Below are 25,497 nucleotides of genomic sequence, written 5' to 3'. Positions count from 1 at the left end.
GAGCATTCCCGCGGGCCTCCTTTTCCCGTGGGCCCTTGCTCGCAGGTTCTGCCGTGACCAACCTCAATCAGCCCGCCACACCCGCCGTTCGCAGTGTCCTTGTCGCCTTGATGATGGCGATCTTTCTCGGGGCGCTGGACCAGACCATCGTCGCCGTGTCCATGCCGGCCATTTCTGCCCAGTTCCACGACGTCAACCTGCTGGCCTGGGTAATCTCGGGCTATATGGTGGCGATGACCGTGGCGGTGCCGATCTACGGCAAGCTCGGCGACCTGTACGGGCGCCGGCCGATGATGCTGATCGGCATGGGCCTGTTCACCGTTGCTTCGCTGTTTTGCGGCATGGCCCAGAGCATGGAGCAACTGGTGCTGGCGCGGATCCTCCAGGGCATCGGTGCCGGCGGGATGATTTCGGTCAGCCAGGCGATTATCGGCGACATCATCCCGCCCCGTGAGCGTGGGCGTTACCAGGGTTATTTCAGCAGCATGTACGCAGTGGCCAGCGTGGCCGGCCCGGTGTTGGGTGGCTACATGACCGAGTACCTGTCGTGGCGCTGGGTGTTCCTGATCAACCTGCCATTGGGCGCGGGCGCCTGGTGGGTGGCCCATCGCACGCTGGTGGGGCTGCCGGTGCCGCAGCGCAAGCCGGTGATCGACTACCTCGGCACCGTGCTGATGATCGTCGGCTTGACTGCGTTGTTGCTGGGCATCACCGAGATCGGCCAGGGCCATCATTGGCGTGACGATGAAGTGCTGGGGCTGCTGGCCTGTGCGCTGGTGGCATTGACGCTGTTTGTGTGGCACGAACGCCGGGCGCGGGAGCCGTTGTTGCCGATGCACCTGTTCGCCAACCGCAGCGCGGTGTTGTGCTGGTGCACGATTTTCTTTACCAGTTTCCAGGCGATTTCCCTCACGGTATTGATGCCGCTGCGTTACCAGACCGTTACCGGCTCGGGTGCCGACAGCGCTGCCTTGCACTTGTTGCCGCTGGCGATTGGCTTGCCGATGGGTGCGTATTTCGCCGGGCGCATGACGTCGGTGACCGGCCGCTATAAACCGATGATCCTGATTGGCGCCTTGCTGAGCCCGATCGCGATTCTGGGCATGGCCCTCAGTGCGCCCCAGGCTGTGGCGGTTACCAGTCTGTTCATGTTGCTCTGCGGGATTGCCGCAGGGATGCAGTTTCCGACTTCCCTGGTGGGTACGCAGAACTCGGTGGAGCAGCGGGACATCGGCGTGGCGACCAGCACCACCAATCTGTTTCGTTCCCTGGGTGGTGCGGTCGGGGTGGCGTGCATGTCGGCGCTGTTGTTGGCGTTGTTGCAGGACTCCAGCTTTGCGCACCTGGCCAGCGGGGCGCTGGTGGCGGAGGGGAGTTCGGGGAATGTGCTGCTGGATGGTTTGAATGCAGCGCCTGGCCCGGCGCAGGACGCGTTGCGGGGGGAGTTGCTGATCACGTTCCGGCATTTGCTGATGGTCAGTGCCGGGGTATCGTTGCTGGGCTTGGCGGCCGCGATTGCGATGCCTAACCGCGTGCTGCGGGGGCGGGAAGACAAGGCGAAATAGTTGGAGCAATGAAGATTGAATGTGGGAGCAAGCCCGCTCCCACATTCGGTCACATTTTGATGTTCTCGCGGATATTCCAGCCGTACTTGACGGCGCCGCCATCCTTGCCGCCGTCGGCCTTTTGCGGTTGATAGCCGACTTCGACCTTGGCGAAATTCAGGCCGATAACCTCGGTCAGTACATCCGCCGTTTGCGTTGCATCGGCTTGGTAGGAGGTGACCATGACTTCCTTCAAGGTGATCACCAGATACTCTACGGCGCTGTCGCCCCCTGCCTTGCGTGCTACCAGCCTGGCCTCGGGATAATGCTTGCCGGTGGAGCAGGCCATCATCAGGTTGGGCGAGGATTTATCCATGCGCTTGGTGATCATCAGGTTATCGATGTTGACCTTGCCGGCACCGCCACCACTGCCGGTATGCATGGACCCTGATTGGGACATGCCCCAGTTCCACTCGGTGATATCGATCTCGTCGCGATGGACCTGGTCCCTTGACTCTCCCTTGATGTCTCCCAGCTTCAAAAACATATCAGTTGCCATCGTCGTTCCCTCTCTTATGTTTCGCCGGTAGTGGCGGGGGGACGTACCTTTTCTTATTCGGATATTGCCCACAAGACCGTGGGACGTGATCAGGAAGTGCCTGTCTGGAAAAGAGGAGTTTTCTGACATTCTTCGAGGGGATTCAATCTTTACGCTCTGCGCTCTTTAAGACCAAGGAGTAAAGGGATGACTTCCAGCGTAATGAAAGACGGCTTTCCCAGTGCCCATCTCACTACCCGGCAGCGGGTGGAAAGCAGTATCGACGTGCGCCGCCTGTTTGCTGCCATCGACGCCGACCCCGCCATTGTCGGGGCCGGGGTGGTGTATCTCGATGGGAATTTACGGGCGGTTGTGTTGCGTGAGTTCCAGCCGATTTGCAGCATCGTGCCCAAGAAGGTGATTTTGCGCGAGGCACCGCGGTCTGTCGGGAGAGTGGAGTTTATTCGGCGGCTGGAGCATGAGCCGCGGGAATCGCAGGTGGTGTTTGAGTTGGTGAATATGGCGCTGGCCTGCACGGCGGCATGGATTAGTTGGAGGGTTGCGATGAGTGGCGCTTCACTGATTCCATTCAGTGGCGGTGCCTCGGGCGTGGTCGCTGCCATTGGTGTTTCAGCCGGGCTGGCAAGTGGTGCTCAATGCATTAACGGGTTCTTCCGAGTTCGTAACGAATTGGTTGATCCCGCCCGTAATGACTACTTGGATAGCGAAGAGTGGTATCAGAACGTAATGATCGGACTGGATTCTGTTTCATTACTGGGGGCAGGGGCCTCTTTGTTGACCACCGTCAGATTGGTGAACGTGGCCAAAACATCGACAGGTAAAACGCCGCGCCAGGTTCTCAAAGGGCTTAACCGTCAAGAACGCGCAAGGCTGACTACTGAGCTGCTGAGCGTTAAGCATCCCGAAATGACTCGCAGAATGATCAAGCTCAAGCAAATGACGGGAGGTATGCCCAAGCGGCATACACCCACTGAAATCAGGCGTGGCACGTTTATCCAGATGCAGGAGGCGTTGGGGGCTGGGCTCGGGATAGCCAGTAGCGCCTTGGCTGGAAATATCAGGATCATCGCAGTTGGACTCTATGAGGAGATGCCAGAGTGATTCTGTTGCTTTCCCTTCGTCCTTTTCTAGCGCGTTACCTTCCGGTCCTGATGGCAGGGATTTATGTAGCCTTTGTCGCAGGTACAGCAACCGTTTCGTTGGCTGGGAGCACTTATTTTCGGGCTGTGCCTTTAGAAACTGGCGCCTGGGTGGAGTTTGGAGTGTGTATGGCTTTGAGCGTGGTTATTACGCTCAGCAACTTCATGGTTTTATATGGGCGATCCAAGTGGGTGTGGGCTCTAGTGGTCTACTTTATTGTTTGTCTGTTGACGGCACTGCCGACAATTCAGTTCTCTCCCAATAAGTTCATTTACGCAGAAAGTCTATTTTGGCCGTTATTGGGCCTGCTGATACTTAACAGCAGGCGTCACCGGGAAATGCGTGGAAAGTTTATCGAGCTTCGCTACAGGCGAAAGCGGATAAGAAAAATACTATTCGGTCGGCAAAAGAAGCTCTCGGGCTAAAAAAACAGATCGCTACGCCGAGGCCTCAAGGACTGTAATACCCCACCGCCACCATGAAATGCCCAGCTTTACGCAAATACGCATGCTTGTTCTCGACCTTTCCGGTCACCGGGTTTTTCCAGCGGTACTTGTATTCCCCCTGATCCTGCTCCGCCATCACCGCCAGGATCGGCTCACCCACCGGCTTCCCGTCGGGATCCTTGATCTTGCTGAAATCCGTATTCACCAAGCGCGCAGTCGTGCCATGGGCCACATAGCGGTGGGTGTCGAGGTCAACCACAAACACATACAGGTCGTCCTGCAGAAAACCACCCTGCATGTCGTTGATCGCCTTGAGTGTCCCGACCGGGTCCTTCTCCAGCGCCTTGACCGCTTTATTGCGCAGGGCCCTGGCATGCTCCGGGGTCGCCCGTGGCAAGTAATAACCCACGGCCAGGATCCGCTGCCCGACGCGCTGGTAATACACGTGCTTGCGCTCGACCTTGCCGTCATTCCAGTTCTGCCACCGGTACTCGGCCTGCTGGATGCCACTGCCTTCCGGCACCGCCAGCGCGTCCTTGAACGACTTCTTCAGATCCGGCCCGAGCACCTCGGACACATTGCGCCCGATCAATGCCGAAGAGGGCCCGCCACTTGCCAGCAGCACGCCCTTGGTGTCGACCACGAATACGTAGCGGTCCTGGTCGACGAAATCACCCTGGCGGCTGAATGCCGCAAAGGCCTTGTCGCCATTGCTCTGGTAATACGCCAAGGCCCTTTCCAGCAGGGCCTTGGCGGCTTGGGCGTCCTCATCCTGAGTGGTCGCGGCGTGCGCCTGGCCAAGGCACAACAGCAATAGCCAGGTGGCTCGGAGCAGTCCTTTCATTACCCGTCCCTCGTTCTTGTTGGTGTGCCAAGAGCGTAGACGGTTTGCCGGCAAATCAGAACGGTTTGGTCGGCAGGTATTTACCGTCCAGGGTGATCACCGCGCGGGAACCGCCGTCCGGGTCTTCGACCTTCTTGATGTCCAGCTTGAAGTTGATGGCGCTGATGATGCCGTCGCCAAACTGCTCGTGCACCAGGGCCTTGAGGGTGGAACCGTAGACCTGCAGCATTTCATAGAAGCGGTACATGGTCGGGTCCGTCGGCACACCACCGGGGAAGCTGCCGCGCAGGGGCACGGTTTGCAGCAGGCGGCTGGCGTCCTGGTCGAGGCCGAGCTTGTCGCAGACCACGTCGGCAGCGTCTTTCGGCAACGGATGCTGGCCGAGCAGGGCAGCAGTGACGAACGCCAGGCTCAGGCCGGTGCCGTCGGTGAGGTCCTGCCACGACAGGTTCTTGCGCGCCTTGATGTCGATAACGGTGTCGGCCAGGGCCAGGCGTGGGGTTTGGGCAAATTGGGATTGCAGCATGGTGATTTCCTCTTGGGGTTTGATAGGTTTCAGGCGGCGTGGGCGCGGGTGTTCGGGTTGTCCAGCAGCGAGACGAAGCGCCCGCTGCGGCCGTCAAGGGCGTCGATGCCGCCGCTTTCGATGTCGTAGACCCAGCCGTGCAGGCTCAACCGGCCTTGTTCCAGGGCCAGTGCTACTGACGGGTGAGTCTTGAGATTGGCCAGTTGTGCGACCACGTTTTCCCGTACCAGTGAGTTCAACCGGTCGGCGTCTGATGCGTGAGTGCGGGCGGCGTTGATCACCTTGGCCGACTCGGCGTGGCGCAGCCAGTTGGCCACGGCAGGCAAGTGATCCAGGCATTTGCAGGTGGAAATCGCGGTCATGGCGCCGCAGTCGGAGTGGCCGCAGATCACGATGTCGCTGACGCCGAGAACGGCTACTGCGTATTCGACGGTGGCCGACACGCCGCCAGGCTCCGGCCCGTAGGACGGCACGATGTTGCCGGCGTTACGGATCACAAACAGGTCACCGGGTTCCTGCTGGGTCAGCAGTTCCGGGACTACGCGGCTGTCGGAACAGGACACGAACAGCGTGCCGGGGTTTTGCGTGGTGGCCAGGTGCTTGAACAGATCGCTTCGTTGGGTGAAGGCTTCACCCTGGAACTTGCGAAAGCCGTCGATGAGATCTTGCATGGTGGTTCTCCTTGCGTCGCTGATGGGGCAAGGATGGAAGTTTTCAGTTATAGCGTCCAAGACCGGCTTATTATGGTTTCTATAAGTCATGCCTATAGTTGGAGCGTCCTTCATGTTGCTGCGTCATATCCGCTACCTGTTGGCTGTTGCCGAGCACCGCAATTTCACCCGGGCGGCCGAGGCACTGCATGTGTCGCAGCCGACCTTGTCGCAGCAGATCAGGCAACTGGAAGACACCCTCGGCGCAGCGTTGCTGGATCGCTCCGGCAGAAGCGTCAGCCTCACCGACGCGGGTGAGGCCTATGTGCGGTTTGCGCGCCTGGCCTTGCAGGATTTGCAGGCCGGCACCCGGGCCATGCATGACGTGCAGGACCTGAGCCGCGGCAGCGTGCGCCTGGCCATGACACCGACATTTACTGCCTACCTGATCGGGCCGCTGCTGGCGCGGTTCAGCGGCTTGTATCCGGGAATAACCGTCAGCGTCGAGGAACTGACGCAGGACCGCATCGAGGCGGCGCTGACCGAGGATTTGCTGGATATCGGCATCGGTTTCACCGGCGAGCATTTGCCGGATATCGAGTGTGAAGGGGTGTTTGTCGAGGCGCTGAGCGTGGTGGTGAGTGACGGCCATCCGGGTATTGGCCAACAGTCGTGGCTTCAGCAGCCATGGGTGCTGTTGAACTCAGGCTTCGCCACTCGCCGCTATATCGATGAGTATTTTCGCAGCCAGGCGGCGAAGCCTCTGATCACCATGGAGGCCAATTCCATCAGCGCGATTATCGAAATCGTACGGAACACTCAGTTGGCGACCATCCTGCCCAGCGCGATTGCCCGGGTGCAGACAGGCTTGCAGGCGGTGCCGCTGAGCCCGCCGTTGCCGCAACGCACGGCCGCGCTGCTCAGTCGCAAGGGAGGTTATCGCAGCGCGGCGTGCCGGGCGTTTGTCGAACTGGTCAGGGCGCAGCCAGCCACTGGTTGATGATGCCGTCATACACACCGCTCACCGTGCTCAAGTGCAGCCATTGGTCCACGTAGCTCTTCCAGGCCACATCATCCCGAGGCAGCAAGAACGCCTTCTCGCTGTACTGCATGTAGCGTTCTGGATTGACCGCACACAGCCCCGGCTTGAGCTTCTGCTGGTAGCGGGCCTCGCTGGCGTCGGTGATCATCACGTCGGCCTTGTTGGCCAGCAGTTCTTCAAAAATCGTCACGTTGTCCGGGAACAGCGTCAGTTGCGCCTTGCCCAGATGTGCCCGCGCAAACACTTCATTGGTACCGCCCGCAGGCTCGATCACTCGCACCTGCGGCTGGTTGATCTGCTCCACGGTCTGATAGCGCTGCACGTCGGCGCAGCGCACCAGCGGGATCTTGCCGTCGACGCCCAATGGCTGGCTGAAAAACGCCTTCTTCTGCCGTTCCAGCGACACCGAAATACCGCCGAGGGCAATGTCACAGCGCTGGGCCAGGAAGTCCGGCATCAGGGTTTTCCAGGTGGTGGGCACCCATTTCACCTGCACCCCAAGGCTCTTGGCCAGGGACTGGGCCATGGCGATATCGATGCCTTCGTAGCTGCCGTCCGGGCGCAAATAGCTGTAGGGCTTGTAGTCGCCGGTGGTGCACACGCTCATTTCACCGCGCTGGAGCACTTCATCCAGGCGCGATACGGGGCTGTCGGCCAGGGCCTGGGTCGACAGGCCGGCCAGCAGGGAAAGGGTCAGCAAAGCTTTCATGCGGTCGGGTCCTTGGGCATGAGCAGGGCCGCCATTATTTGCAAATGTTTAGCCGTGGCACAACCAAACTCCGTCAAGACTGGATTTAACGGCTTAACCTTGCGTGTGAGGCTGCCCGGCATCTCTTTACTGTGATTCCCGCATGGACGGTTCCCCCGACACACACCCTGAGACATCGCCAGGCGCCAACGCGTCCAGCCGTCCGGACCGTCGTCGGATCACCGCTGATGCACTTCCCTCCGAACTCGCCTTCTGGGCGCTCTGGCACTGCCGCCACGCGCGCCCACCGGACATCGTTCTCACACGTTGATTTGCCCAACCGGATGCCCCGCGCATCTGCCTGGCAGCGCCCACGCGCCTGCCTGAAGCGAACGTATGAGAATGCCCATGAGCACGCCCTTTGCCACCCTGCACGAAGCCCAATCCTTTCTTGCCCAGAACCCGGATATCGAGATGTTCGAGCTGTTCATCCTCGACAACAACGGAGTGCCCCGGGGCAAGTTGTTGCACCGCGATGAGCTGTTGGCGGTCTACGAAAGTGGCCGGCCGCTGCCGAGTACCATCCTCGGCCTGACCATCAATGGCGACGACGTGGAGAACTCCGGGCTGGTCTGGGAAGTCGGCGATATCGACTGCCGCGCCTACCCGGTCAGCGGCAGTTTGCAGCGCATGCCGTGGCGCCTGATCCCGACGGCGGCGGTGCAGGTCAGCATGCACCCCACCGAAGGCATGCCCGCCACCGTGGCCGACCCGCGACACCTGCTGGCCAAGGTGATCGACGACCTCAAGGCCGATGGCTATTACCCGGTGATGGCGGCGGAGCTGGAGTTTTATCTGCTCGACCAGAAACCCGACAGCAACGGCCGCCCGCAACCAGCGCGGGATGTGGATGGTGGTCGCCCGCGCTCGACTCAGGTCTACGGCTTGCGGGAACTGGAGCAGATCGAACCTTTCCTCGCCGACCTCTACAGCGCCTGCAAACTCCAGGGCATACCGGCGCGCACGGCGATTTCCGAATACGCCCCGGGCCAGGTGGAAATCACCCTGGAGCACCGCAGTGATGCCCTGCAAGCCATGGACGAAGCAGTGCGTTACAAACGCCTGGTCAAGGGCGTGGCCCACAAGCACGGGATGACCGCATGCTTCATGGCCAAGCCTTTCGACGACCTGGCCGGCACCGGCATGCACATGCACGTCAGCCTGGCGGACCGCGACGGCAACAACCTGTTTGCCAGCGAAGCACCCGACGGCACGCCGCTGCTGCGCCATGCGGTGGGCGGCATGCTCAGCACCTTGCTCGACTCGTTGCTGATGTTCTGCCCGAACGCCAACTCTTACCGGCGCTTCCAGACCAACAGCTATGCGCCGCTGGCCGCCACCTGGGGCGTGGACAACCGCACGGTGACGTTGCGGGTGCCCGGCGGGCCGGCGTTTTCCCGGCATATCGAACACCGTATCTGCGGCGCCGACGCCAATCCCTACCTTGCGGCGGCGGCGATCCTGGCGGGTATTCACCGGGGCATCCGCGAACAGCGCGACCCCGGCGCGCCGGTGGAAGGCAACGGTTACGCCCAGGCCAAGGAGTTACTGCCCACCGATTGGCTGACCACCCTGCGCGCCCTAGAAGGCTCCTCCTGGGCCCGGGAAGCCTTTGGTGGTGAATTCCTCGGCGTGTACCTGGCGGTCAAGCGGGCCGAGTATCGCCAGTTCATGGGTGAAGTGGGGGAGCAGGACTGGCGCTGGTATTTGCACCAGGCCTGAAGATGAAGCCTTGATCACAGACAGTTAACCGACAGGCTGTGCGCCGGATACTGGCCCTGCATGCGCGGTAAACAATCCTTCGACCTTTTTTTCACGAGACGGTGGTTAAGCTGCGAATGTCTGATCCATTAACTGAGTCGTGTGATGCCGTCGCAACTGCCGTCTTCCATCGAGATTGAATTTGCCGAACGTGCAGGCCAGGAGCATGCCCGGGTCTGTGCTGACACGCGCCCGCCCAAGTTGCTGCGGCGCCTGGCGCTGTGGCGTGATGAGCGACTGGTACGCCGTGCGCTGAAAATCGCCGGCGAACCGGGGCTGATCCTCGACCTGGCGTGCGGCTCGGGGCGCTTCTGGCCGGTGCTGGCCGAGCACAGCAACCGGGTGATCCTCGCGTCCGACAACTCCCAGGACATGCTCGACCACGCGCGCACCCACCATGCGCCGGGCTTGCTCAAGCGGATCAAGACCTTCCAGGGCTCGGCCTTTTCCATCGGCCTGTCGGCCAACGCGGTGGACTGCATTTTTTGCCTGGAGTTGTTTCGTCATGTGCCGACGGCAGAAGGGCGCCTGGCGCTGCTCGGGGAGTTTCACCGGGTGAGCCGCGACACGGTGATCGTCTCGGTCAACAGCGACAGCGGCTACCGCGCTGCGCAGCCGGCCCTGGCGGCGGTTGCCAGCCATCGGTTACAGGTGGAGGCGGAGTTTCGCCAGGCCGGTTTCAAGGTCCTCAACCAACAGGAATTCATGCCCGGCTCAGCCATGTGGCGGGTCTACGTCCTGCGTAAGAGAGGATAAGTCCCGCCTGTCGGACTATTCTTCAGAGCCTATAGGAGTTTTCATGGTCGCAGGTGCACTGCGAATGCTCGCAACTCCCTTTCGCGATATATACTGCGCGCCATTCTTCAAGGGAGAGCCGTGTGGCCATCGATATTCACTGGATCTGCGACAACGATAGCCTCGGCCAGCATTGCGCCGAATGGCAGCAGTTGCCATTCGTCGCCCTCGACACCGAATTCATGCGGGTCGACACCTTTTATCCCATTGCCGGGCTGATCCAGATTGGTGATGGCGTTCGCGCTTACCTGATCGACCCCCTGACCATCGACAACTGGCAACCCTTGGCCGCCTTGCTGGAAAACCCAGGCGTGATCAAGGTGGTGCACGCCTGCAGCGAAGACCTGGAAGTGTTGCTGCGCCTGACCGGCAGCCTGCCGGTGCCGTTGTTCGACACGCAACTGGCGGCGGCCTACCTCAACCACGGTTTTTCCATGGGCTATTCGCGCTTGGTGCAAGCCGTGCTCGATATCGAGCTGCCCAAGGGCGAGACCCGCTCGGACTGGCTGCAGCGGCCATTGTCCGAGACGCAAGTCAGCTACGCCGCCGAAGACGCGGTGCACCTGGCGGAAGTCTACATACGCCTGCGCCCGAAACTTTCCGACGACAAATACGCCTGGGTCCTGGAAGACGGTGCCGAGTTGGTGGCCAACCTGCGCCGCGAAGTCGACCCGTACGAGGTCTATCGCGACGCCAAGCTGGCCTGGAAACTGTCCCGTGCCCAGCTCGCCGTATTGCGTGAACTGTGCGCCTGGCGCGAGCAGCAGGCCCGTGCCCGCGACCTGCCGCGCAACCGGATCATTCGTGAACACTCGTTATGGCCCCTGGCCAAATCCCAGCCGGATAACCTCGCCGCGCTGGGCAAGATCGAAGACATGCACCCGCGCACCGTGCGCCAGGATGGCGAGTTCCTCCTGGGCCTGATCAAGCGTGCCGGCAGCGTCTCCATGGACCAATGGCCGCCGGCAGTTGCCGAGCCATTGCCGGTGGACGCCGCCACGCTGATCAAGCAACTGCGCGCCCTGGGCCAGGCCGAGGCTGAGCGCCTGGACATGGCGCCGGAACTGATGCTGCGCAAGAAAACCCTCGAAGCCCTGGTCAAGAGCGGCTACCCCGAGGGGCCTTACAAATTGCCAGATTCGCTGCGTGGCTGGCGCCGCGAATTGATGGGCCAGGCGCTGCTGGACAGCCTGGCCACTGCCGGAGAACAGCCTTGAAACGTATTTGCTCCATCTATCGCAGCCTCAAACGCAACGAGATGTACCTCTACGTGCTGAAAAGCGATGCACTGGAGCGCGTGCCGGAAAGCCTGCTGGCCGCCTTCGGCAAGCCGCACCACGCCTTTGACCTGGTGTTGAGCCCGGAGCGCAAGCTGTCCCGCGAGGACATCACCGTGGTCCTGGACAACCTCGAGAAGCAGGGCTACCACCTGCAGATGCCGCCGGCCGAGGACGAGTACATCGAACACTTGCCCGAAGAGCTGCTGCGACGTAATGACCCGATGTGATCGGTCAGTGCCCCGTCCGGGGCACATTCATCAATGGAATTCAATTTTTGGCGGTGGCCGCAACGGACAGTGAATTGGGCCGGCGGCCGCCTGCAGTGTTTTTGAAAGGTTTGAACCATGCGCGTTCTGATTGCTGAACACGATCACCCGCTGTACGCCCGACTGCTGCGCGAAGCGGCGCCGGACCTTGAGGTCATGACCAGCGGCGACTCCGCTGAATTGTCGCGCCTGGCGGCCGATTGCCCGGTGTGGCTGGGCCAACCGGACCTGCTGGCCACCTTGTTGCGCCAGGGCCACCAGCCACAATGGCTGCAATCCACCTGGGCTGGCATCACGCCATTGTTGGCTGAAGGCCTGCCGCGGGATTACCGCCTGACCCGCGCCGTGGGCATTTTTGGCCAGGTGATGGCTGAATACGTGCTCACCTACATGCTTGGCCATGAGCGAGAAGTACTGGCGCGGCTGGTCAGCCAGGTCGAGCGCAAGTGGGACAACCGCATGGGCCAGAGCCTGGCGGGGCGCAAGGTGCTGATCGTCGGCACCGGTGATATCGGCCGTAGCGTTGCGCAGTTTTTGCAGCCGTTTGGCGTTGAGCTGTATGGCATCGCCAGTGAAGCCCGCGAACAGGCGCCGTTTATCGAAGTGGCCGGGCTCGACGAGTTGCCGCGCCTGGTGGGCGAGGTGGACTACGTGGTCAACCTGCTGCCTAACACGCCCAATACCCATGACTTGTATGATGCGGCGCTGTTCAAGCAATTCAAGCCGACCGGGTTGTTTATCAACGTCGGGCGCGGGGTGGCAGTGGTGGATGCGGACCTGGTGGAAGCCTTGAAGGAAGGGCATCTGGCGGGCGCGGTGATCGACGTTTGCCGTCAGGAGCCGTTGCCACAGCGCCATCCGTTCTGGACCGCCTGGGGTTTGCTGCTGACCGGTCACAGCTCGGCGCCGACCTCACCGGGGATGATGGTGCAGTTGTTTGTCGAAAATTTACGGGCGTACCAGGCAAACGAAGTGTTGCGCGGCGAAGTGAGTTTCGAGCGCGGCTACTGAAAATACGAGGCTTGGCGAGCAGTTCCGGGTTCTCTGGAGCGGCTCGGCAGGGCCTGATGACTGGCCCTGACAAATCTCTGTAAACACTCCTGCAATTCTCCCCTGGCAGTGCCTATGTGAGGCTTGGACCCTTCTTTCCAATGGAACTGGTCCGATGTTGAATTTTCATACTGGCGCTGCACCTGCCCGCGTTATTCCGTTACTGCCCACTGATCGTGCAACGGTGTCGGCCGCAAACATGCCCTTGACGCAGGATGCCCCGGTGGTCAGCGCACATTCCGGCTTCAAGGCCCTTGAGCATCCCCTGGGCAATTTCGGTGGCGCTTTGTCCTGGCCGGTCCCGATGCATGCCGATGATCAGCGCAAGGCTCTCGCCGCCGCGTTGCGCCATGGCAGCCAGAACCCGAACCCGCCACAGATCGGCGCAAGCCTCGGGGTGCTGGAGTATCTGCACCGCAATCAACCGCCACTCGATGACCCGGCCAGCACCCTGGAAGCCCTAGTTAACTCCGCACGCGGGCGGGCGCTGGGCCAGGTAATTCAAACCGAACTGAATGGCCTCGCCACCGATACCAGTGTGAATGAATACACACTGGCCGCCATCAATCTGACGCTGGACCCGGAATCCATCGCCCAGCCCCTGCGAAACCGGGTGGCAGGATTCAACCTGGCGCACCCGGACCACTGGGGCAAGCCGGCTTCGGCGGTGCTGGCGGCCTTGAGCGAGCACCTGAGCAGCAACGGCAAGACCAGCCCGGCAATGGCCGCGACCGGCGCTTACCTGCTGCTGGCCAGAAAGGCCCCGGTGTTTCTGATCAAGGACATCCCCGACAGCGTTACCTACGGCAGCCCCGCCTGGGTCAGCCTGGCCATCGCGGCGGCGACCATTGAAGCCAAGGCGCCGGGGAAGGTGCCGAACATGACCTTCGCCCAAGTGATGTCGGCCGCTGAAAGTGCTGGCCTGGATGATCGTGCGGTGACCGAGCAGGCCCAAGTGGCGGCGCTGATTGACTGGGGCGTGGTCAACGGGATTGTCCCGGGAAAAGCCGATGATCACTACAGCCTTGATGAAGTGGAGCGTGCAAGGACTGCGTTCAATCAGCAGCAAAAGGAACGGATAGTCGCCTCGCGGTTATTGGAGGTAGAAATCCCGAGTCGCCAAGACATTGCATTGGCCAAGCTCAAAGAGCAGTTTGGGAACGATCTGCCATTTGAAGAAAAACTCCTGAAAGTCGATGATCCACGGCAGCCGGGCATCGAGCCGCTTTACAACCCAAACCGCGCACCCGCCGGGCTTTATTCGATCCTGGATATCGCCATGATGGAACTGAATGGCTACCGCTGGAAAACCAGCGACCGGCGCATTCCTGTTGCGGCGATAAATGCTCCGCTGAAACCGGAGGTGAATAAAACCTTCGACGCACAGTTCAGCGAGGCCATCGACTCACGCAAGCAAGGGATTGCGACCACCATCAAACACATGGTGGCCAAGCTTCCGTTGGCCGACAGGCGAAAGCTTGAACAGGGCCAGCTTGAGTTCTTTCAAAAAAAGACCTACGCACTGGGGACGGATTTCACGTCTAAAACCCTGCATCACACCGATGAAAGCCTGCTGCTGAAAGCCTCGGGTGCCAACGGTGTTGTCGTTTATAAAATCGATCTGAAAAATGCAGAGATAACCACGGTACCCACCTCAGTGTTGACGGAGCAGATACCGCGTAATGCCAACAAGACTTACAAGACAGAAACCTTTACGCCGACCAAGGCCGGTACTTCGGACCTGGGTCGAGGGCAGCCGCAGGGTTCATTGCCACCGTCAAGCTTTACCACGGCGCGTACCAAGGCCATTGCCGATGTATTTGTCGAGCACCTGAATATCGACAACCAGGACGTGGTGAAGCAGGCCAAGGGAATCACTCCCCTGGACCGACAAAGGGAACAGGAGTGGAAGGTTACGAATTTCTTTCTGGACCTGGTTCCGCTTCGGTCCGCCATCGTCAATTTTCAGAACGGTAACTATGTCGACGGCGCAATGGACCTGGCCATGGATGCCTTTGGTTTCCTCACTGCCGGGGCGGGGGTTGCGGGGAAAGTGGCGAAGGCCGGAACCCGGCTTGCCGGCACGGCTGCCAAGGCGGCTAAGGTATCGAGGATTATTGGCACCACGCTTGTCCGCGAATTCAATCCGCTCAATGGCCTGGACGATCTGGTGCTGGGGGGCGCCCGGCTGATACGCCGGGGCGGCGCAGCGACGATGGAGGGCACTGAGCTAGGCAATCGACTGCTGACTGAATTCAAGGTGCCTGAATCGAAAATCGCCGGGCTTTCACGTAACAGCCAGGGGCTCTATGTGGCCGCAGACGGGCACGTGTCGCATATACGCCATACCGACAGTACCGGCCAAAGCGCCGTCTATGAGGTGCGGGAGGCGACCCGAACCGCCGACGGCGTGGTCCAGGCGCGGATTTATCACAACAACCGGCAGACGCCGGTGTTGGTCCAGCATGTTCAGGGTGATCAGTGGCAACGATTTGGCGCCCGGGGTGGTAGCCCGCAGTCGGTCGCCTCTGACCTTGGGCCTGAAATTGGCCGGGGCGGTGAGGGCGTGGTCTACGAAAGCCTGGATGGCAAAAGCGTCTATAAAGACTTCAACACTACAAACGCCACGCGCATTCCCGATTATGTAACGCAGGAGCGGGACTGCCTGAATAAATATTATGGCGAGGGTTTCGCGACGGCAGTCGTCGAGAACGGCCGGGCTTATATCAAGATGGGCAAACTGGATGGGGTCAACCTGGCCACGGTCGAACGGCGCAGCTTGACGCCAGAGGCACGAACCTGGCTGGATGACGCATTGAAGGGGATGGAGGAAAAGGGCATACGCCATCAGGACTTGCAGCTTAAGAACTTTCTGTATTCCGCGGCGGATAAAAGAGTTTACCCGGTGGATATCCAGTCGTTGTCCCTTGAAGACATGGTGCCCGGTGATGGTCTGTATGAGTGGGAGATGAAGACGTACAACAGTAGAAAGAAAGAGTTGCTCAGGGACTTCGGTTTGCTTGTCAGGTAGCGGGGTGTTTGCGAGTTACCGGCGTCTGTCCAGGACCCGGTAACTCCCAGGCTCTGCCTAGAGGCTGAAATCGCCTTCGGCCACCAACTCGCTCAACGGCTTGCGCGGGCTCGGAGTTTCCCGGGCTTGCAGGTAATCAGCCAGGGTCGACTTGTCTCCCAGCTTGCCGATCGCCACGGCCGCGTGCAGGGCGTAGCCTTCGGGGATCTTCAGCTCCTTGCGGGTCAGCTCCTGGTCGAAACCGGCCATGCCGTGGGTGTGCCAGCCGCTGAGGCTGGCTTGCAATGCCAGGTGACCCCAGGCGGAACCCGTGTCAAAGGTGTGCCACAGGGCCGGGGTTTCTTCGGCGGCGCCGGGCACCTGGAAGTCGGTCTTCGATGCCACGATCACCAGGGCCGACGCATGCTGCGCCCAGCCACGGTTGAATTCGTTCAGCAGGCCCAGGAAGCGCTCCCAGTTCGGCGTGTCACGGCGTGCGTAGAGAAAACGCCACGGCTGCGAGTTGTAGGCCGACGGCGACCAGCGGGCCGCTTCGAAGAAGCTCAACAGGGTGTCCACCGGAATGCTCTCGCCGGTGAAGGCGCGCGGCGACCAGCGGTCGGTGAATTGTGGGTGGATCGGGTAGTCGGCGACGCGTGGGTTGCTGCTCATTGGGCTGATCCTGATGAAAAAACCGGGGCTCAAAGCTACTGCGCCGCCGGGTGGCTGACAAGTCTTGTTCTACCGACAGTCGTAAGCGCTTGGCCCCGGCGGCCATGGGCACTAGACTGGCGGCCTTTTAACATACCGATATTGATGTAGAGCCATGGCCGCCAAAGTCGAACCTTTCTGGATCCGTAAAACCCTCGAACAACTCGACCAGGATGAGTGGGAGTCGTTGTGCGACGGCTGCGGCCTGTGCTGCTTGCAAAAGCTCGAGGATGAAGACGACAACAGCGTCTATTACACGCGCATCGCCTGCAAACTGCTCGACCTCAAAACCTGCCAGTGCACCGATTACCCCAACCGTCGGGACTCGGTGCCCGATTGCATCCAGCTCACCCCGGGCCAGGCCGACCAGTTCAAATGGCTGCCGCCTACCTGCGGCTACCGGCTGGTCAGCGAGCGCAAGGACTTGCCGCTGTGGCACCACCTGGTGTGCGGCGATCGCGACGCGGTGCACCACGAACGCATTTCCCAGTCCGGGCGCATGCTGGCCGAAGGCAGCGTGCCCGAGGATGACTGGGAGGATTACCTGATTTTTCGCGCAGGTTGAGAAGGAGTGTGTATGACGGTTGGAGCCAGGCTGGCGGCAAGCCTGCTGTTGTTGGCATTGAGTACGTCGGCGTGGGCGAAGAAAGTCGACCTGGACTATCACGTCAAGCTGTTGCCCCAAAGTGATCAGGCTGAAGTACGCCTGAGCCTGTCCCAGGGCTCGGCGGTGCGCAGCCTCAACTTCGACCTGGGCCGCGACGGTGACTACAGCGACTTCAAGGCCGATGGCCAGTGGCAAGTGCTGCCGGGCAATACGCCGGGTGACAGCCGTGGCCTGTGGCAACCCAGCGCCGACAAGGCCAGCCTGACCTACCGCGTACGCCTGAGCCATGCGCGCAAGAAGGGCGTCTACGAAGCCCGCATGACCCCGAGCTGGGCGCTGTTTCGCGGTGAGGACCTGGTGCCCGCTGCGCGTCTCGACCAGCAGGACGGCATTGAGCTGGTGTCACGCCTGGTGTTTGAACTGCCCACCGGCTGGAAAAGCGTCGAGACGGCCTGGCCGCGCGTCGGCAAGAATAAATTCCGCATCGACAACGTGTCCCGCCTGTTTGACCGGCCCACTGGCTGGATGCTCGCCGGCAACCTGGGCAGCCGCAGGATGCGCCTGGGCGAGACTGAAATCACCGTGGCGTCACCCAAGGGGCAGGGCATGCACCGCATGGACGTGCTGACCTTGCTGACGTTTGTCTGGCCTCAAATGCAAGCGGCCTTCCCGCGGCATCCGGCGAAACTGTTGGTGGTGGGCGCCAGTGATCCGATGCGTCGCGGTGCGTTCTCGGCGCGGGATTCGATCTACCTCAACAGCCGCACGCCGCTGGTCAGCGAAAACGGCAGCAGCCCGTTGCTCCGTGAAGTGGTGCAGGCCATCGGTCGCTTCAACGACCATCAGGGCAGCGACTGGATCAGCGAGGGCTTGGCGCAGTATTACGCCATTGAATTGATGCGTCGTGCCGGCGGGATCAGTGACGATCGTTACGCCGCTATCCAGGCCAAGCTGGCCCAGGAAGGCAAGGACGTGACCAGCCTGCGGGTCGAACACGCCAACAGCGCGACGGTGGCACGGGCGGTGGTGTTGTTGCAGGAGCTGGACCGCGAGATTCGTGTGAAAACCCACAACAAACGTTCGCTGGATGACCTGACCCAGGCGGTGATGCGCATGAACAGCATCAGCACGAAGGAGTTTGTGCAGCTGGGGGAGAGCATTATCGGGGAGTCGTCGGTGGTGCTCGACAGCAAGCTGCTGCGCTGATCCCTGCAGGAGCCCGGCTTGCCGGCGATGAGGCCCTTGAGGACGCCATCGCCGGCAAGCCGGGCTCCTACAGGATCGGGTTCAACCTGTGGTTTTGCTGGCGTTCTCTGCCGCCACTTCAGCCTTGGTCTTGAGGTTTTTCAGTTCCTCACCAGCGCGTTCAATCTTGGTCCGTACGGTATTCATTTCCTGACGGCTGCGTTCCAGCAACTCTTTCGCCGAGCTGTGCCCGCTGATCCCGCGCGCCAGCGCCACGCCGCCAATCGCCACCTGAATCAAACCGAAAAAGCCACCACGGCGCAGGCCTTTGCCCATCATCACCACGCCACCGGCCAGGGAGCCGATGCGTTCCCAGCCCTGGACGTTTTGCGTGGGTTGAGGCTCGAACGGCGTGGACCGGATAACGGGTCGCAGGGTTTTGCTGTCGCTCATGATCTGTCTCCAACAAGGGCTTAGTGATATGCAGCTGACTGCGCACAGGCCGTGGATGTTCCCAAAAAATCAGTACTTGGGACCCGAGCGGGTGTTGTTGCCCTTGGCCAGGCGGTCGTAAAGCACCACGTTGACGGTGGCAGCGAGGTTCATGCAACCGGTGGTCGGGATGTAGATCACGTCTTCACACCAGTCGCGAATCTCCTTGTCCAGGGAGCCGTCTTCCGGTCCGAAGATATACAGCGCGCGGTCCGGGTGGGTGTACTCGGGGAGAGGGCGGGCGCCTTCAACCAGCTCGACGGCGACCGGGATGCAGCCCAGGGGCAGGATCTTTTTCAGGTCGTCGATGCCGATCAGCGGAATGTCGTGGTGGACCTTCTTGGTGTCGGTAATAAAGTCCCGGGCCCGCTCGTAGCGCTTGCCGGTGTAGAACACCGAGGCCACGCCGTAGCAGCCGGCGGCGCGCATCACCGAGCCGACGTTTTCGGGGGATTTGGGGTTATACAGACCGATGCAGCTGTAGCGTTTATTGCCCACGGGAGAGGGTGCCTTCGAGAAAAACGGCGATTATACGGGGATTGCTCGAAAGGCGGTCAGTTTGAACCGCATGGGGTGCAACACTGTGGCGAGGGAGCTTGCTGTGGCGAGGGAGCTTGCTCCCGCTGGGCTGCGTAGCGGCCCCAAGATTTTTGGGAGCGCTTCGCACTCCAGCGGGAGCAAGCTCCCTCGCCACAGCAAGCCTCCTCCCACAGCAAGTCGTTCATCACATTGCTTCAGTCGTCCTTCTTCATCAACCCGGCCAACGCCGCAAACGGGTTGTGCGTCGCTTTGGCAATCGTCGGGCTGCTGGTGGAGCCTTCGCCGAAATACTGCTGGTCGGTATACCGCGAGTGCTCGTTGTCGTGGCAATACAGGCACAGCAACTCCCAGTTGGAGCCGTCCTGGGGGTTGTCGTCATGGTTGTGGTTGCGGTGGTGCACGGTCAGTTCGCTCAGGCGCTTGCCGGCGAATTCACGGGCGCAGCGGCCGCACACATGGGGGTACATCTTCAGGGCTTTGTCGCGGTAGCCCATTTCCCGGTCGCGCTGGGCATCGGCGAGGATGCGGTCCAGCTTGGCGGTGTGGGAGGGCGGGTTGGTCGAGCTCATCATGGCTCCTGTCTTTTAGTGGATCACGGATAGCGTTGATTCTAGCTGCTTGCGGGCCAATAAACCTCCGGCTTTTTCAGCCGCAGGGCATGCCGGTGAGGAGTGTCAGAATTCAATCGAGGTGGTGCGCAACCGCTAGCCTTTCAGTTTTTCGGCAATCCAGATGGTATGCCGCGTGCCCTTGTTGCCATGGGCAAACACCTGCACTTCCTCGGCCTTGAAGCCGGCCTTGCGCAGCTTGTCGCTGAACTGCTTGTCGGCGCTGGCCGACCACACCGCCAGCACGCCCTTGGGCCGCAGGGCCTTGGCGCAGGCGCTGAGGCCACCGGCGGAATACAGCCAACTGTTGGCTTTTTGGGTCAGACCTTCGGGGCCGTTGTCGACGTCCAGCATGATCGCGTCAAACCCCTGGGGCTCGGCCTGCAACACCTTGGCCACGTCTTCCAGGCGGATTACTGTGCGCGGGTCCAACAGCGGGCGGCCGGACTTTTCCCCCAGCGGCCCACGGTTCCACTCCACCACGCCGGGCACCAGCTCGGCGACCACCACTTCAGCGGTCTTGCCCAAGTGCTTGAGCGCCGCCGCCAGGGTAAAGCCCATGCCCAGGCCGCCAATCAATACCCGGGAACCGGGCCGGCCGGCGACCTTGCGGCACGGAATCTCCGCCAGCGCGTCTTCGGAACCGTGCATGCGCGTGTTCATCAACTGGCCACCGTCACCGCCCTGAATCTTGATGACAAAATCCTCACCGTATTCGAACAGGCACAAGGCACCGCCGTTGTCGGGGATCGGAGTGGTGTCCAGCAGAACGAAACGTTTCATGGAAATCTCATTGGGAAGGGCATTCTTGCGCGGTTGGGAGTAGCCTTACGACTTTACGGTCAGGCCATGGAGCCATCGATGAAGTGCAGCATTCTAACGGTCATTGTATGGGGCGCGCTCACCCTTAGCGGTGCGGCCGGGGCCCAGGAGTCGCAAACCGTGCCGATTACGCCCGCACCCGCTGCGGGTTCGCCGGGTACTGCAACGCCCACACCTTACCCGCAAGTCACGCCACCGGCGACGCCCAAGACCTCCGGCGGCGGTGAACCGATGCTGGCGCCTATCGTGTTGCCGACGCCGCCGAAGGACCAGACGATCCCCGTCTTGCAGCAGAACGACATCAAGCCCAAGTCCCCGGGCGGTTAAAACTGCTGGGACAGCAATTGCCCGTCCGCCATGCGCAGGCGTTTGGACAGGGCGATCGCAATCGCACGGATGATCTTGGCCGCGATTTTCGGCGCGTCGTTGAGCATTTTTTCCAGGGAATCCTTGCCCAGGTTCAACAGCACGCAATCGCTGGCCGCCACACAGCTGGCGGAACGGCGCTCGCCATCGAGTACCGCCATCTCGCCAAAGGCACGCCCGCTGCGCAAGGTGGCGATGGTCAGCCGCTGGCCTTCATGGTTGGTCTTCTGCACCGCCACCTGGCCGCTGTGAATGATGCACATGAACGTGCCGGCGTCGCCCTCGAGGAAAATCACCTCATCGCGGGCGATGCTGCTGATGTTGAAATAGCCCGCCGCCACATGGAAGTCTTCCGGCAGCAACGGGTCGAACAGGCCGCAATCCATCAGCATGTCGCGGATTTCGTTATTGAGTAAGGTCGGTTCTGGCATGAGGCTTACAGTCTTTGTCCATAAATCGTGCAGGGCGCGCGCCCGGCGGTCAGGTGTTCAGACCCGCCCGCCGAGCGGAGTTCCTTAAATCAGCCCCAGCGCCTTGAAAACAAATGCATATTCGAGTGCTACGTCACGTAATCCCTGGTAACGACCACTCATGCCGCCATGACCGGCGCCCAGCTCGGTCTTGAGCAGCAGCAGGTTTTCGTCGGTCTTGGTGTCTCGCAGCTTGGCCACCCACTTGGCAGCTTCCCAATACTGCACGCGGCTGTCGTTGTAGCCGGCGATCACCAGCGTGGCCGGGTAGGCCTGGGCGCTGACGTTTTCGTACGGTGCATAGGCCTTGATTCGCTCATACACCTCGGGCTCTTCAGGGTTGCCCCATTCGTCGTACTCGGTGATGGTCAGCGGCAGCTCCGGGTCGAGCATGGTGTTGAGCACGTCGACGAACGGCACTTCGGCAATCGCCGCCTGGAACAGCTCCGGGCGTTGATTGAGCACCGCGCCGATCAACAGGCCGCCGGCGCTGCCGCCGCTGATGGCCAGTTGCTTGGAGGTGGTCAGGCCCTGGGCGATCAGGTGTTCGGCGCAGGCGATAAAGTCGCTGAAGGTGTTTTGCTTGTGCTCCTGCTTGCCGGCGCGGTACCAGGCTTCACCCAGCTCGCCGCCGCCGCGGACATGGGCAATGGCGAAGGCCACGCCACGGTCCAGCAAACTCAGGCGCGCGTGGGAGAACCACGGGTCGAGGCTATGGCCATAGGCGCCGTAGCCGTACAGGTAAAGCGGGGTCGGCTTGCCCAACTGGTCGCGGCGGACCACCAGGCTGATCGGCACCTGGGTGCCATCGGCCGAGGTCGCCCACAACCGCTGGCTGACGTAGTCGTCGGCATTGAACACCCCCAGCACCGGGGTTTCCTTGAGCACCTGCTGGGCGCCGCTGGCCAGTTCCAGCTGGCGAACCTGGGCCGGGCGGTTCAGCGCTTCATAGCGCAGGCGAATCTTGTCGCTGACAAATTCCAGGCTGTTTTGCACATAGAGGCTGTAGGCCGCGTCCGGGAGTTCCACCCGATAAGGCGCTTGGCCTTGCGGGTGCACTTCGATGATCGGCAGGCCGCCGATGCGCAAGCTCAGGGTCATGGCTCGGGCATTGAGGCTCACGCCATCGAGCATCACCGCGTCGTCGTGGGGGATCAGGTTCTGCCAGTCGTCCTGGGTCGGCACGCTGCCGGTGTCGGCGGCCTGGAACAGCGCGAAGTTGATGCCGTCGCGGTTGCTGCGGATAAACCAGGCCCACTGGTCGTCCAGCTTGCCGTGGTCCACGTCATATTCATGGCCTTCGACCCGTGGCGCCATGCAGGTAAACGCCTGCTGCGGCTGCTCGGCGTCCAGGGTCCAGATCTCGCTGGTGGTCTTGCTGCCCAGGGCCAGCAGCAACTGGCGCTCGGAGCTTGAGCGGTAGCAGTGCAGGAAGAAACGACCGTCGGGCTCGTGGAACACTTCTTCGGCGGCGGTGCCGTCCAGGCGATAGCGATACAGCTTGTGCGGGCGGTGGGTGTCGTCCAGTTCGCTGAAGAACAGGGTCAAGCTGTCGTTGGCCCAGGTCATGCTGCCGTCGCAGTCTTCGAACTCCAGTTCGCTGACCTTGCCGGTGGCCAATTCCTTCACGTAGAGGGTGTAAATCTCTTCACCGCTGGTGTCCAGGCTGTAGGCCAGGCGCTGGTGGTCGGGGCTGATGCTGAATGCGCCGAGGGAGAAAAAGCCGCCGTTGGCCAGTTCGTTCGGGTCCAGCAGCAACTCTTCCGCGCTTTCGTCGACCTGTTGGCTGTCATCGGCCGGGCGCGGGCAGCGGTAATGGCGGGCGTACTCGTCGCCGGCGGTGGTGCGGGTGTAATACAGGTACGGGCCCCAGGGGGAGGGCAGCGACAGGTCGGTTTCGAGGATGCGGCCCTTGATCTCCTCGAACAGGGTTTCGCGCAGGGCCTGCTGGTCGGACAATTCTGCTTCTTGCCAGGCATTTTCCGCCTTGAGGTAATCGAGCACCTCGGTGCTGTCGCGCTCTTGCAGCCAGGCGTACGGGTCGGTGCCCAGGGCCTTGCGGGCGATCGGGGCGGCAGTGATGTGGGTCGATGGGGGCATGGATCACTCTCTGTCTGGCGGTTGGCCGACGGCATTGCAGCCTCGGCACTGAAAAGCCGTTATCATAGCGGCCTGTTTGCCTACCTTGCCATGGACACCATGACCGAGAACGACTATCTGATCGCTTGGGGCCTCTACGCCTTCGCAGCCCTGGGTTGCCTGTTGGTGTGGTTTGCCATGACCCGCTGGATGTGGCGCTGGCTGCGCGAGCCGTTGCGGCTGCTGATGGCGGTGCTGCTGTTCAGTCCGACCATTGTCGACCCGGTGAAGACCCAGTTTGCCCCGGCCGTGGCCATCACCGCCCTGGACCTGGTGCTCAAGGTCGGCAACAACGCCTGGCGGGCGATTTCCGATTTGTTCATGTATTCCATGATCGCGTTCGGTGTGTACCTGGTGTTTGTGCTGATCCGCTGGCCCATCGAACGTGCCGCCAAGGCTCGCCGTGAGCACAAAGCGGCAGCCGCCGCGGCTGCGGCGGCTGAGCCGGAGGACGACGAACCCTTCGCCGATGAACGCTATGGTCGTCCGGCACCTGTCGGCGGCATGCGGGTCGAACCGCGCCTTTAACGTCGTACGCTCAGCAATCGAGAAGCCTGGCATGTGTGAATTATTGGGCATGAGTGCCAACGTACCGACCGATATCGTGTTCAGCTTTACCGGGCTGATGCAGCGTGGCGGACGTACCGGTCCCCACCGCGACGGTTGGGGCATCGCCTTCTACGAGGGCCGCGGCCTGCGGTTGTTCCAGGACCCGGCGGCCAGCAGCGAATCGGAAGTCGCGCTGCTGGTGCAGCGTTATCCCATCAAGAGTGAAGTGGTGATCGGCCATATCCGCCAGGCCAATGTGGGCAAGGTGTGCCTGTCCAATACCCACCCGTTCGTGCGTGAACTGTGGGGCCGCAACTGGTGTTTCGCCCATAACGGCCAACTGGCGGACTTCAATCCCCGCGCCACGTTCTACCGCCCGGTGGGCGATACCGACAGCGAAGCGGCGTTCTGCGATTTGCTCAACCGTGTACGTGAAGCCTTCCCGGAGCCGGTGGACATCGAACAGGTGCTGCCGGACCTGATTGCCGCCTGCAGCGAATACCGCAGCAAAGGCGTGTTCAACTGCCTGCTGAGCGACGGCGACTGGCTGTTCTGCTATTGCTCGACCAAACTGGCGCAGATCACCCGGCGCGCGCCGTTTGGCCCTGCGCGCTTGAAAGATGTCGACGTGATCGTCGATTTTCAGGCCGAAACCACGCCAAATGATGTGGTGACGGTGATTGCCACCGAACCCCTGACCGAAAACGAGACCTGGACCCGCTACGAACCGGGCCAGTGGAGCCTGTGGCGACGCGGCGAATGCGTGTCCCAAGGTACAACCGAGTAAGGACGCCGAATATGTTGCTCAGCTATTTGCGACTGGTGCTGTTTGCTGTGGGCCTGTTGGTGGGTGTACAGGTGCCGGGGTTTATCAGCGACTACGCCAAGCGCGTCGAAGCCCATTTGATCGAGGCCCAGACCGGTTTGCTCGGCTTCGACGCCACGGCGCGGCAGTTCTTCAACGGTGACTTGCAGGCGCTGGTGGCCCATTACCGGGCCAGTGACGATCCTGTGTTTCGCAGTGATGCCAACAGCCTGGGCACTTTGCTTGACCGTCAGGTAGCGCTGGATAAGCAATTCCAGGCGATGCAGGGCCCGTGGTACATCCGCGCGCTGCAAGTGGCCGTGGCCGCCGACCCGGCGATTCGCCAGGAAACCTGGAACGGCTACAGCTACATGCTGTTGCTGACTCCGGAAGCCATGGGGTGGGGCTTGGGCGGGGCGATGCTGTTGTCGTTTGGCATCGAATGCCTGTTCCGCCTGATCGACTGGGTGGTGTTGGGCGGCAAGCGCCTGCGCCAGAGCCGGCCGATTGAAGAGCGCGACCTCAAAGGACTTTAAAATGTG

At 61.4% G+C, this 25,497-nt stretch carries 28 protein-coding genes; 16 read left to right on the top strand and 12 right to left on the bottom strand.

The window, feature by feature from the left end:
- Nucleotides 1–53: 53 nt before the first annotated feature.
- Nucleotides 54–1,565, top strand: a complete 1,512-nt coding sequence (locus HX875_RS20115; RefSeq protein WP_177044967.1) for an MDR family MFS transporter — start codon at nucleotides 54–56, stop codon at nucleotides 1,563–1,565.
- 49 nt (nucleotides 1,566–1,614) lie between these two features.
- On the opposite strand, the gene HX875_RS20110 is transcribed toward HX875_RS20115, so the two are convergent.
- Nucleotides 1,615–2,103, bottom strand: coding sequence for an Hcp family type VI secretion system effector (locus HX875_RS20110; protein WP_177044965.1), 489 nt, complete (start codon nucleotides 2,101–2,103; stop codon nucleotides 1,615–1,617).
- Nucleotides 2,104–2,289: 186 nt separating this feature from the next.
- On the opposite strand from HX875_RS20110, the gene HX875_RS20105 reads away from it, so the two are divergent.
- Together HX875_RS20105 and HX875_RS20100 are read left to right on the top strand one after the other, a co-directional pair.
- Complete coding sequence (locus HX875_RS20105; RefSeq protein WP_177044963.1) at nucleotides 2,290–3,204, top strand: NAD synthetase; 915 nt, start codon at nucleotides 2,290–2,292, stop codon at nucleotides 3,202–3,204.
- Nucleotides 3,201–3,668 (top strand): hypothetical protein, encoded by a 468-nt coding sequence (locus tag HX875_RS20100; RefSeq protein WP_177044962.1) that lies wholly within the window; start codon nucleotides 3,201–3,203, stop codon nucleotides 3,666–3,668. The genes HX875_RS20105 and HX875_RS20100 overlap by 4 nt, the downstream gene beginning before the upstream one ends.
- 25 nt (nucleotides 3,669–3,693) lie before the next feature.
- Here the strand turns inward: HX875_RS20100 and HX875_RS20095 are convergent, their stop codons facing one another.
- From HX875_RS20095 to HX875_RS20085, 3 genes are read right to left on the bottom strand one after another with little or no spacing between them, the layout of a single operon-like run.
- Complete coding sequence (locus tag HX875_RS20095) at nucleotides 3,694–4,533, bottom strand: cache domain-containing protein (RefSeq protein ID WP_177044960.1); 840 nt, start codon at nucleotides 4,531–4,533, stop codon at nucleotides 3,694–3,696.
- Nucleotides 4,534–4,588: 55 nt separating this feature from the next.
- Nucleotides 4,589–5,059, bottom strand: a complete 471-nt coding sequence (gene cynS, locus HX875_RS20090; protein ID WP_088422841.1) for a cyanase — start codon at nucleotides 5,057–5,059, stop codon at nucleotides 4,589–4,591.
- A 29-nt stretch (nucleotides 5,060–5,088) separates the two neighbouring features.
- Nucleotides 5,089–5,730 carry a carbonic anhydrase gene (locus tag HX875_RS20085; RefSeq protein ID WP_177044958.1) on the bottom strand — a complete coding sequence of 214 codons (642 nt, stop codon included), beginning with the start codon at nucleotides 5,728–5,730 and terminating at the stop codon, nucleotides 5,089–5,091.
- 112 nt (nucleotides 5,731–5,842) lie between these two features.
- Between HX875_RS20085 and cynR the strand changes: the two genes are divergently transcribed.
- Nucleotides 5,843–6,709, top strand: coding sequence for a transcriptional regulator CynR (gene cynR, locus HX875_RS20080; protein WP_177044956.1), 867 nt, complete (start codon nucleotides 5,843–5,845; stop codon nucleotides 6,707–6,709).
- On the opposite strand, the gene HX875_RS20075 is transcribed toward cynR, so the two are convergent.
- The gene (locus HX875_RS20075) at nucleotides 6,684–7,460 is read right to left on the bottom strand and encodes a transporter substrate-binding domain-containing protein (RefSeq protein WP_177044954.1); all 777 of its coding nucleotides are present in this window, start codon (nucleotides 7,458–7,460) and stop codon (nucleotides 6,684–6,686) included. The genes cynR and HX875_RS20075 overlap by 26 nt on opposite strands.
- 387 nt (nucleotides 7,461–7,847) lie before the next feature.
- On the opposite strand from HX875_RS20075, the gene HX875_RS20070 reads away from it, so the two are divergent.
- From HX875_RS20070 to HX875_RS20045, 6 genes are all read left to right on the top strand, one after another.
- The gene (locus HX875_RS20070; protein WP_177044952.1) at nucleotides 7,848–9,221 is read left to right on the top strand and encodes a glutamine synthetase family protein; all 1,374 of its coding nucleotides are present in this window, start codon (nucleotides 7,848–7,850) and stop codon (nucleotides 9,219–9,221) included.
- A 144-nt stretch (nucleotides 9,222–9,365) separates the two neighbouring features.
- Nucleotides 9,366–10,016 (top strand): class I SAM-dependent methyltransferase, encoded by a 651-nt coding sequence (locus HX875_RS20065; protein WP_177044949.1) that lies wholly within the window; start codon nucleotides 9,366–9,368, stop codon nucleotides 10,014–10,016.
- A gap of 122 nt (nucleotides 10,017–10,138) precedes the next feature.
- The gene (rnd, locus tag HX875_RS20060) at nucleotides 10,139–11,272 is read left to right on the top strand and encodes a ribonuclease D (RefSeq protein ID WP_177044947.1); all 1,134 of its coding nucleotides are present in this window, start codon (nucleotides 10,139–10,141) and stop codon (nucleotides 11,270–11,272) included.
- On the top strand, nucleotides 11,269–11,562 hold the full coding sequence (locus HX875_RS20055; protein WP_177044945.1) for a YcgL domain-containing protein: 294 nt from the start codon (nucleotides 11,269–11,271) through the stop codon (nucleotides 11,560–11,562). The genes rnd and HX875_RS20055 overlap by 4 nt, the downstream gene beginning before the upstream one ends.
- A gap of 117 nt (nucleotides 11,563–11,679) precedes the next feature.
- Nucleotides 11,680–12,612, top strand: coding sequence for a D-2-hydroxyacid dehydrogenase (locus HX875_RS20050; RefSeq protein ID WP_177044943.1), 933 nt, complete (start codon nucleotides 11,680–11,682; stop codon nucleotides 12,610–12,612).
- A gap of 154 nt (nucleotides 12,613–12,766) precedes the next feature.
- Complete coding sequence (locus tag HX875_RS20045; protein ID WP_177044941.1) at nucleotides 12,767–15,682, top strand: OspG family effector kinase; 2,916 nt, start codon at nucleotides 12,767–12,769, stop codon at nucleotides 15,680–15,682.
- A 57-nt stretch (nucleotides 15,683–15,739) separates the two neighbouring features.
- Here HX875_RS20045 and HX875_RS20040 read toward each other — a convergent pair whose 3' ends face one another.
- Nucleotides 15,740–16,333: a nitroreductase family protein gene (locus tag HX875_RS20040; RefSeq protein WP_177044939.1), complete on the bottom strand. Its 594-nt coding sequence runs from the start codon at nucleotides 16,331–16,333 to the stop codon at nucleotides 15,740–15,742.
- A gap of 154 nt (nucleotides 16,334–16,487) precedes the next feature.
- Between HX875_RS20040 and HX875_RS20035 the strand changes: the two genes are divergently transcribed.
- Both HX875_RS20035 and HX875_RS20030 read left to right on the top strand, forming a co-directional pair.
- A complete protein-coding gene (locus HX875_RS20035; protein WP_177044936.1) occupies nucleotides 16,488–16,937 on the top strand; it encodes a YcgN family cysteine cluster protein in 450 nt (149 codons plus the stop codon).
- Between the two features lie 12 nt (nucleotides 16,938–16,949).
- Nucleotides 16,950–18,185, top strand: a complete 1,236-nt coding sequence (locus HX875_RS20030; RefSeq protein WP_177044934.1) for a hypothetical protein — start codon at nucleotides 16,950–16,952, stop codon at nucleotides 18,183–18,185.
- An 81-nt stretch (nucleotides 18,186–18,266) separates the two neighbouring features.
- Here HX875_RS20030 and HX875_RS20025 read toward each other — a convergent pair whose 3' ends face one another.
- The 4 genes from HX875_RS20025 to HX875_RS20010 form a co-directional block, all read right to left on the bottom strand.
- A complete protein-coding gene (locus HX875_RS20025) occupies nucleotides 18,267–18,617 on the bottom strand; it encodes a YgaP family membrane protein (RefSeq protein WP_177044933.1) in 351 nt (116 codons plus the stop codon).
- Nucleotides 18,618–18,686: 69 nt separating this feature from the next.
- The gene (locus HX875_RS20020) at nucleotides 18,687–19,154 is read right to left on the bottom strand and encodes an RNA methyltransferase (protein WP_003210674.1); all 468 of its coding nucleotides are present in this window, start codon (nucleotides 19,152–19,154) and stop codon (nucleotides 18,687–18,689) included.
- 236 nt (nucleotides 19,155–19,390) lie between these two features.
- Nucleotides 19,391–19,765, bottom strand: a complete 375-nt coding sequence (locus tag HX875_RS20015; RefSeq protein ID WP_003210675.1) for a YajD family HNH nuclease — start codon at nucleotides 19,763–19,765, stop codon at nucleotides 19,391–19,393.
- A 135-nt stretch (nucleotides 19,766–19,900) separates the two neighbouring features.
- Nucleotides 19,901–20,587 carry a spermidine synthase gene (locus tag HX875_RS20010; RefSeq protein ID WP_003210678.1) on the bottom strand — a complete coding sequence of 229 codons (687 nt, stop codon included), beginning with the start codon at nucleotides 20,585–20,587 and terminating at the stop codon, nucleotides 19,901–19,903.
- 78 nt (nucleotides 20,588–20,665) lie between these two features.
- Between HX875_RS20010 and HX875_RS20005 the strand changes: the two genes are divergently transcribed.
- The gene (locus HX875_RS20005; protein WP_177044931.1) at nucleotides 20,666–20,953 is read left to right on the top strand and encodes a hypothetical protein; all 288 of its coding nucleotides are present in this window, start codon (nucleotides 20,666–20,668) and stop codon (nucleotides 20,951–20,953) included.
- Here the strand turns inward: HX875_RS20005 and HX875_RS20000 are convergent.
- Together HX875_RS20000 and HX875_RS19995 are read right to left on the bottom strand one after the other, a co-directional pair.
- Complete coding sequence (locus HX875_RS20000; RefSeq protein ID WP_010176525.1) at nucleotides 20,950–21,423, bottom strand: cyclic nucleotide-binding domain-containing protein; 474 nt, start codon at nucleotides 21,421–21,423, stop codon at nucleotides 20,950–20,952. The genes HX875_RS20005 and HX875_RS20000 overlap by 4 nt on opposite strands.
- 84 nt (nucleotides 21,424–21,507) lie before the next feature.
- Nucleotides 21,508–23,562: a S9 family peptidase gene (locus HX875_RS19995; RefSeq protein WP_177044929.1), complete on the bottom strand. Its 2,055-nt coding sequence runs from the start codon at nucleotides 23,560–23,562 to the stop codon at nucleotides 21,508–21,510.
- A 90-nt stretch (nucleotides 23,563–23,652) separates the two neighbouring features.
- Between HX875_RS19995 and HX875_RS19990 the strand changes: the two genes are divergently transcribed.
- The 3 genes from HX875_RS19990 to HX875_RS19980 are packed head-to-tail and all read left to right on the top strand — an operon-like array spanning nucleotide 23,653 to nucleotide 25,491.
- Nucleotides 23,653–24,129 (top strand): MFS transporter, encoded by a 477-nt coding sequence (locus HX875_RS19990; RefSeq protein WP_256348139.1) that lies wholly within the window; start codon nucleotides 23,653–23,655, stop codon nucleotides 24,127–24,129.
- 31 nt (nucleotides 24,130–24,160) lie between these two features.
- Complete coding sequence (locus HX875_RS19985; RefSeq protein WP_010176522.1) at nucleotides 24,161–24,937, top strand: class II glutamine amidotransferase; 777 nt, start codon at nucleotides 24,161–24,163, stop codon at nucleotides 24,935–24,937.
- An 11-nt stretch (nucleotides 24,938–24,948) separates the two neighbouring features.
- Nucleotides 24,949–25,491: a DUF2937 family protein gene (locus HX875_RS19980; protein ID WP_177044926.1), complete on the top strand. Its 543-nt coding sequence runs from the start codon at nucleotides 24,949–24,951 to the stop codon at nucleotides 25,489–25,491.
- The last annotated feature ends 6 nt before the right edge of the window (nucleotides 25,492–25,497 follow it).

This window comes from Pseudomonas yamanorum (genome assembly GCF_013386765.1).
In the GTDB taxonomy this organism is placed as follows: domain Bacteria; phylum Pseudomonadota; class Gammaproteobacteria; order Pseudomonadales; family Pseudomonadaceae; genus Aquipseudomonas; species Aquipseudomonas yamanorum_A.
The sequence above is the reverse complement of the archived record's forward strand: the minus strand, read 5'-3'. Positions and strand labels throughout refer to the sequence as shown.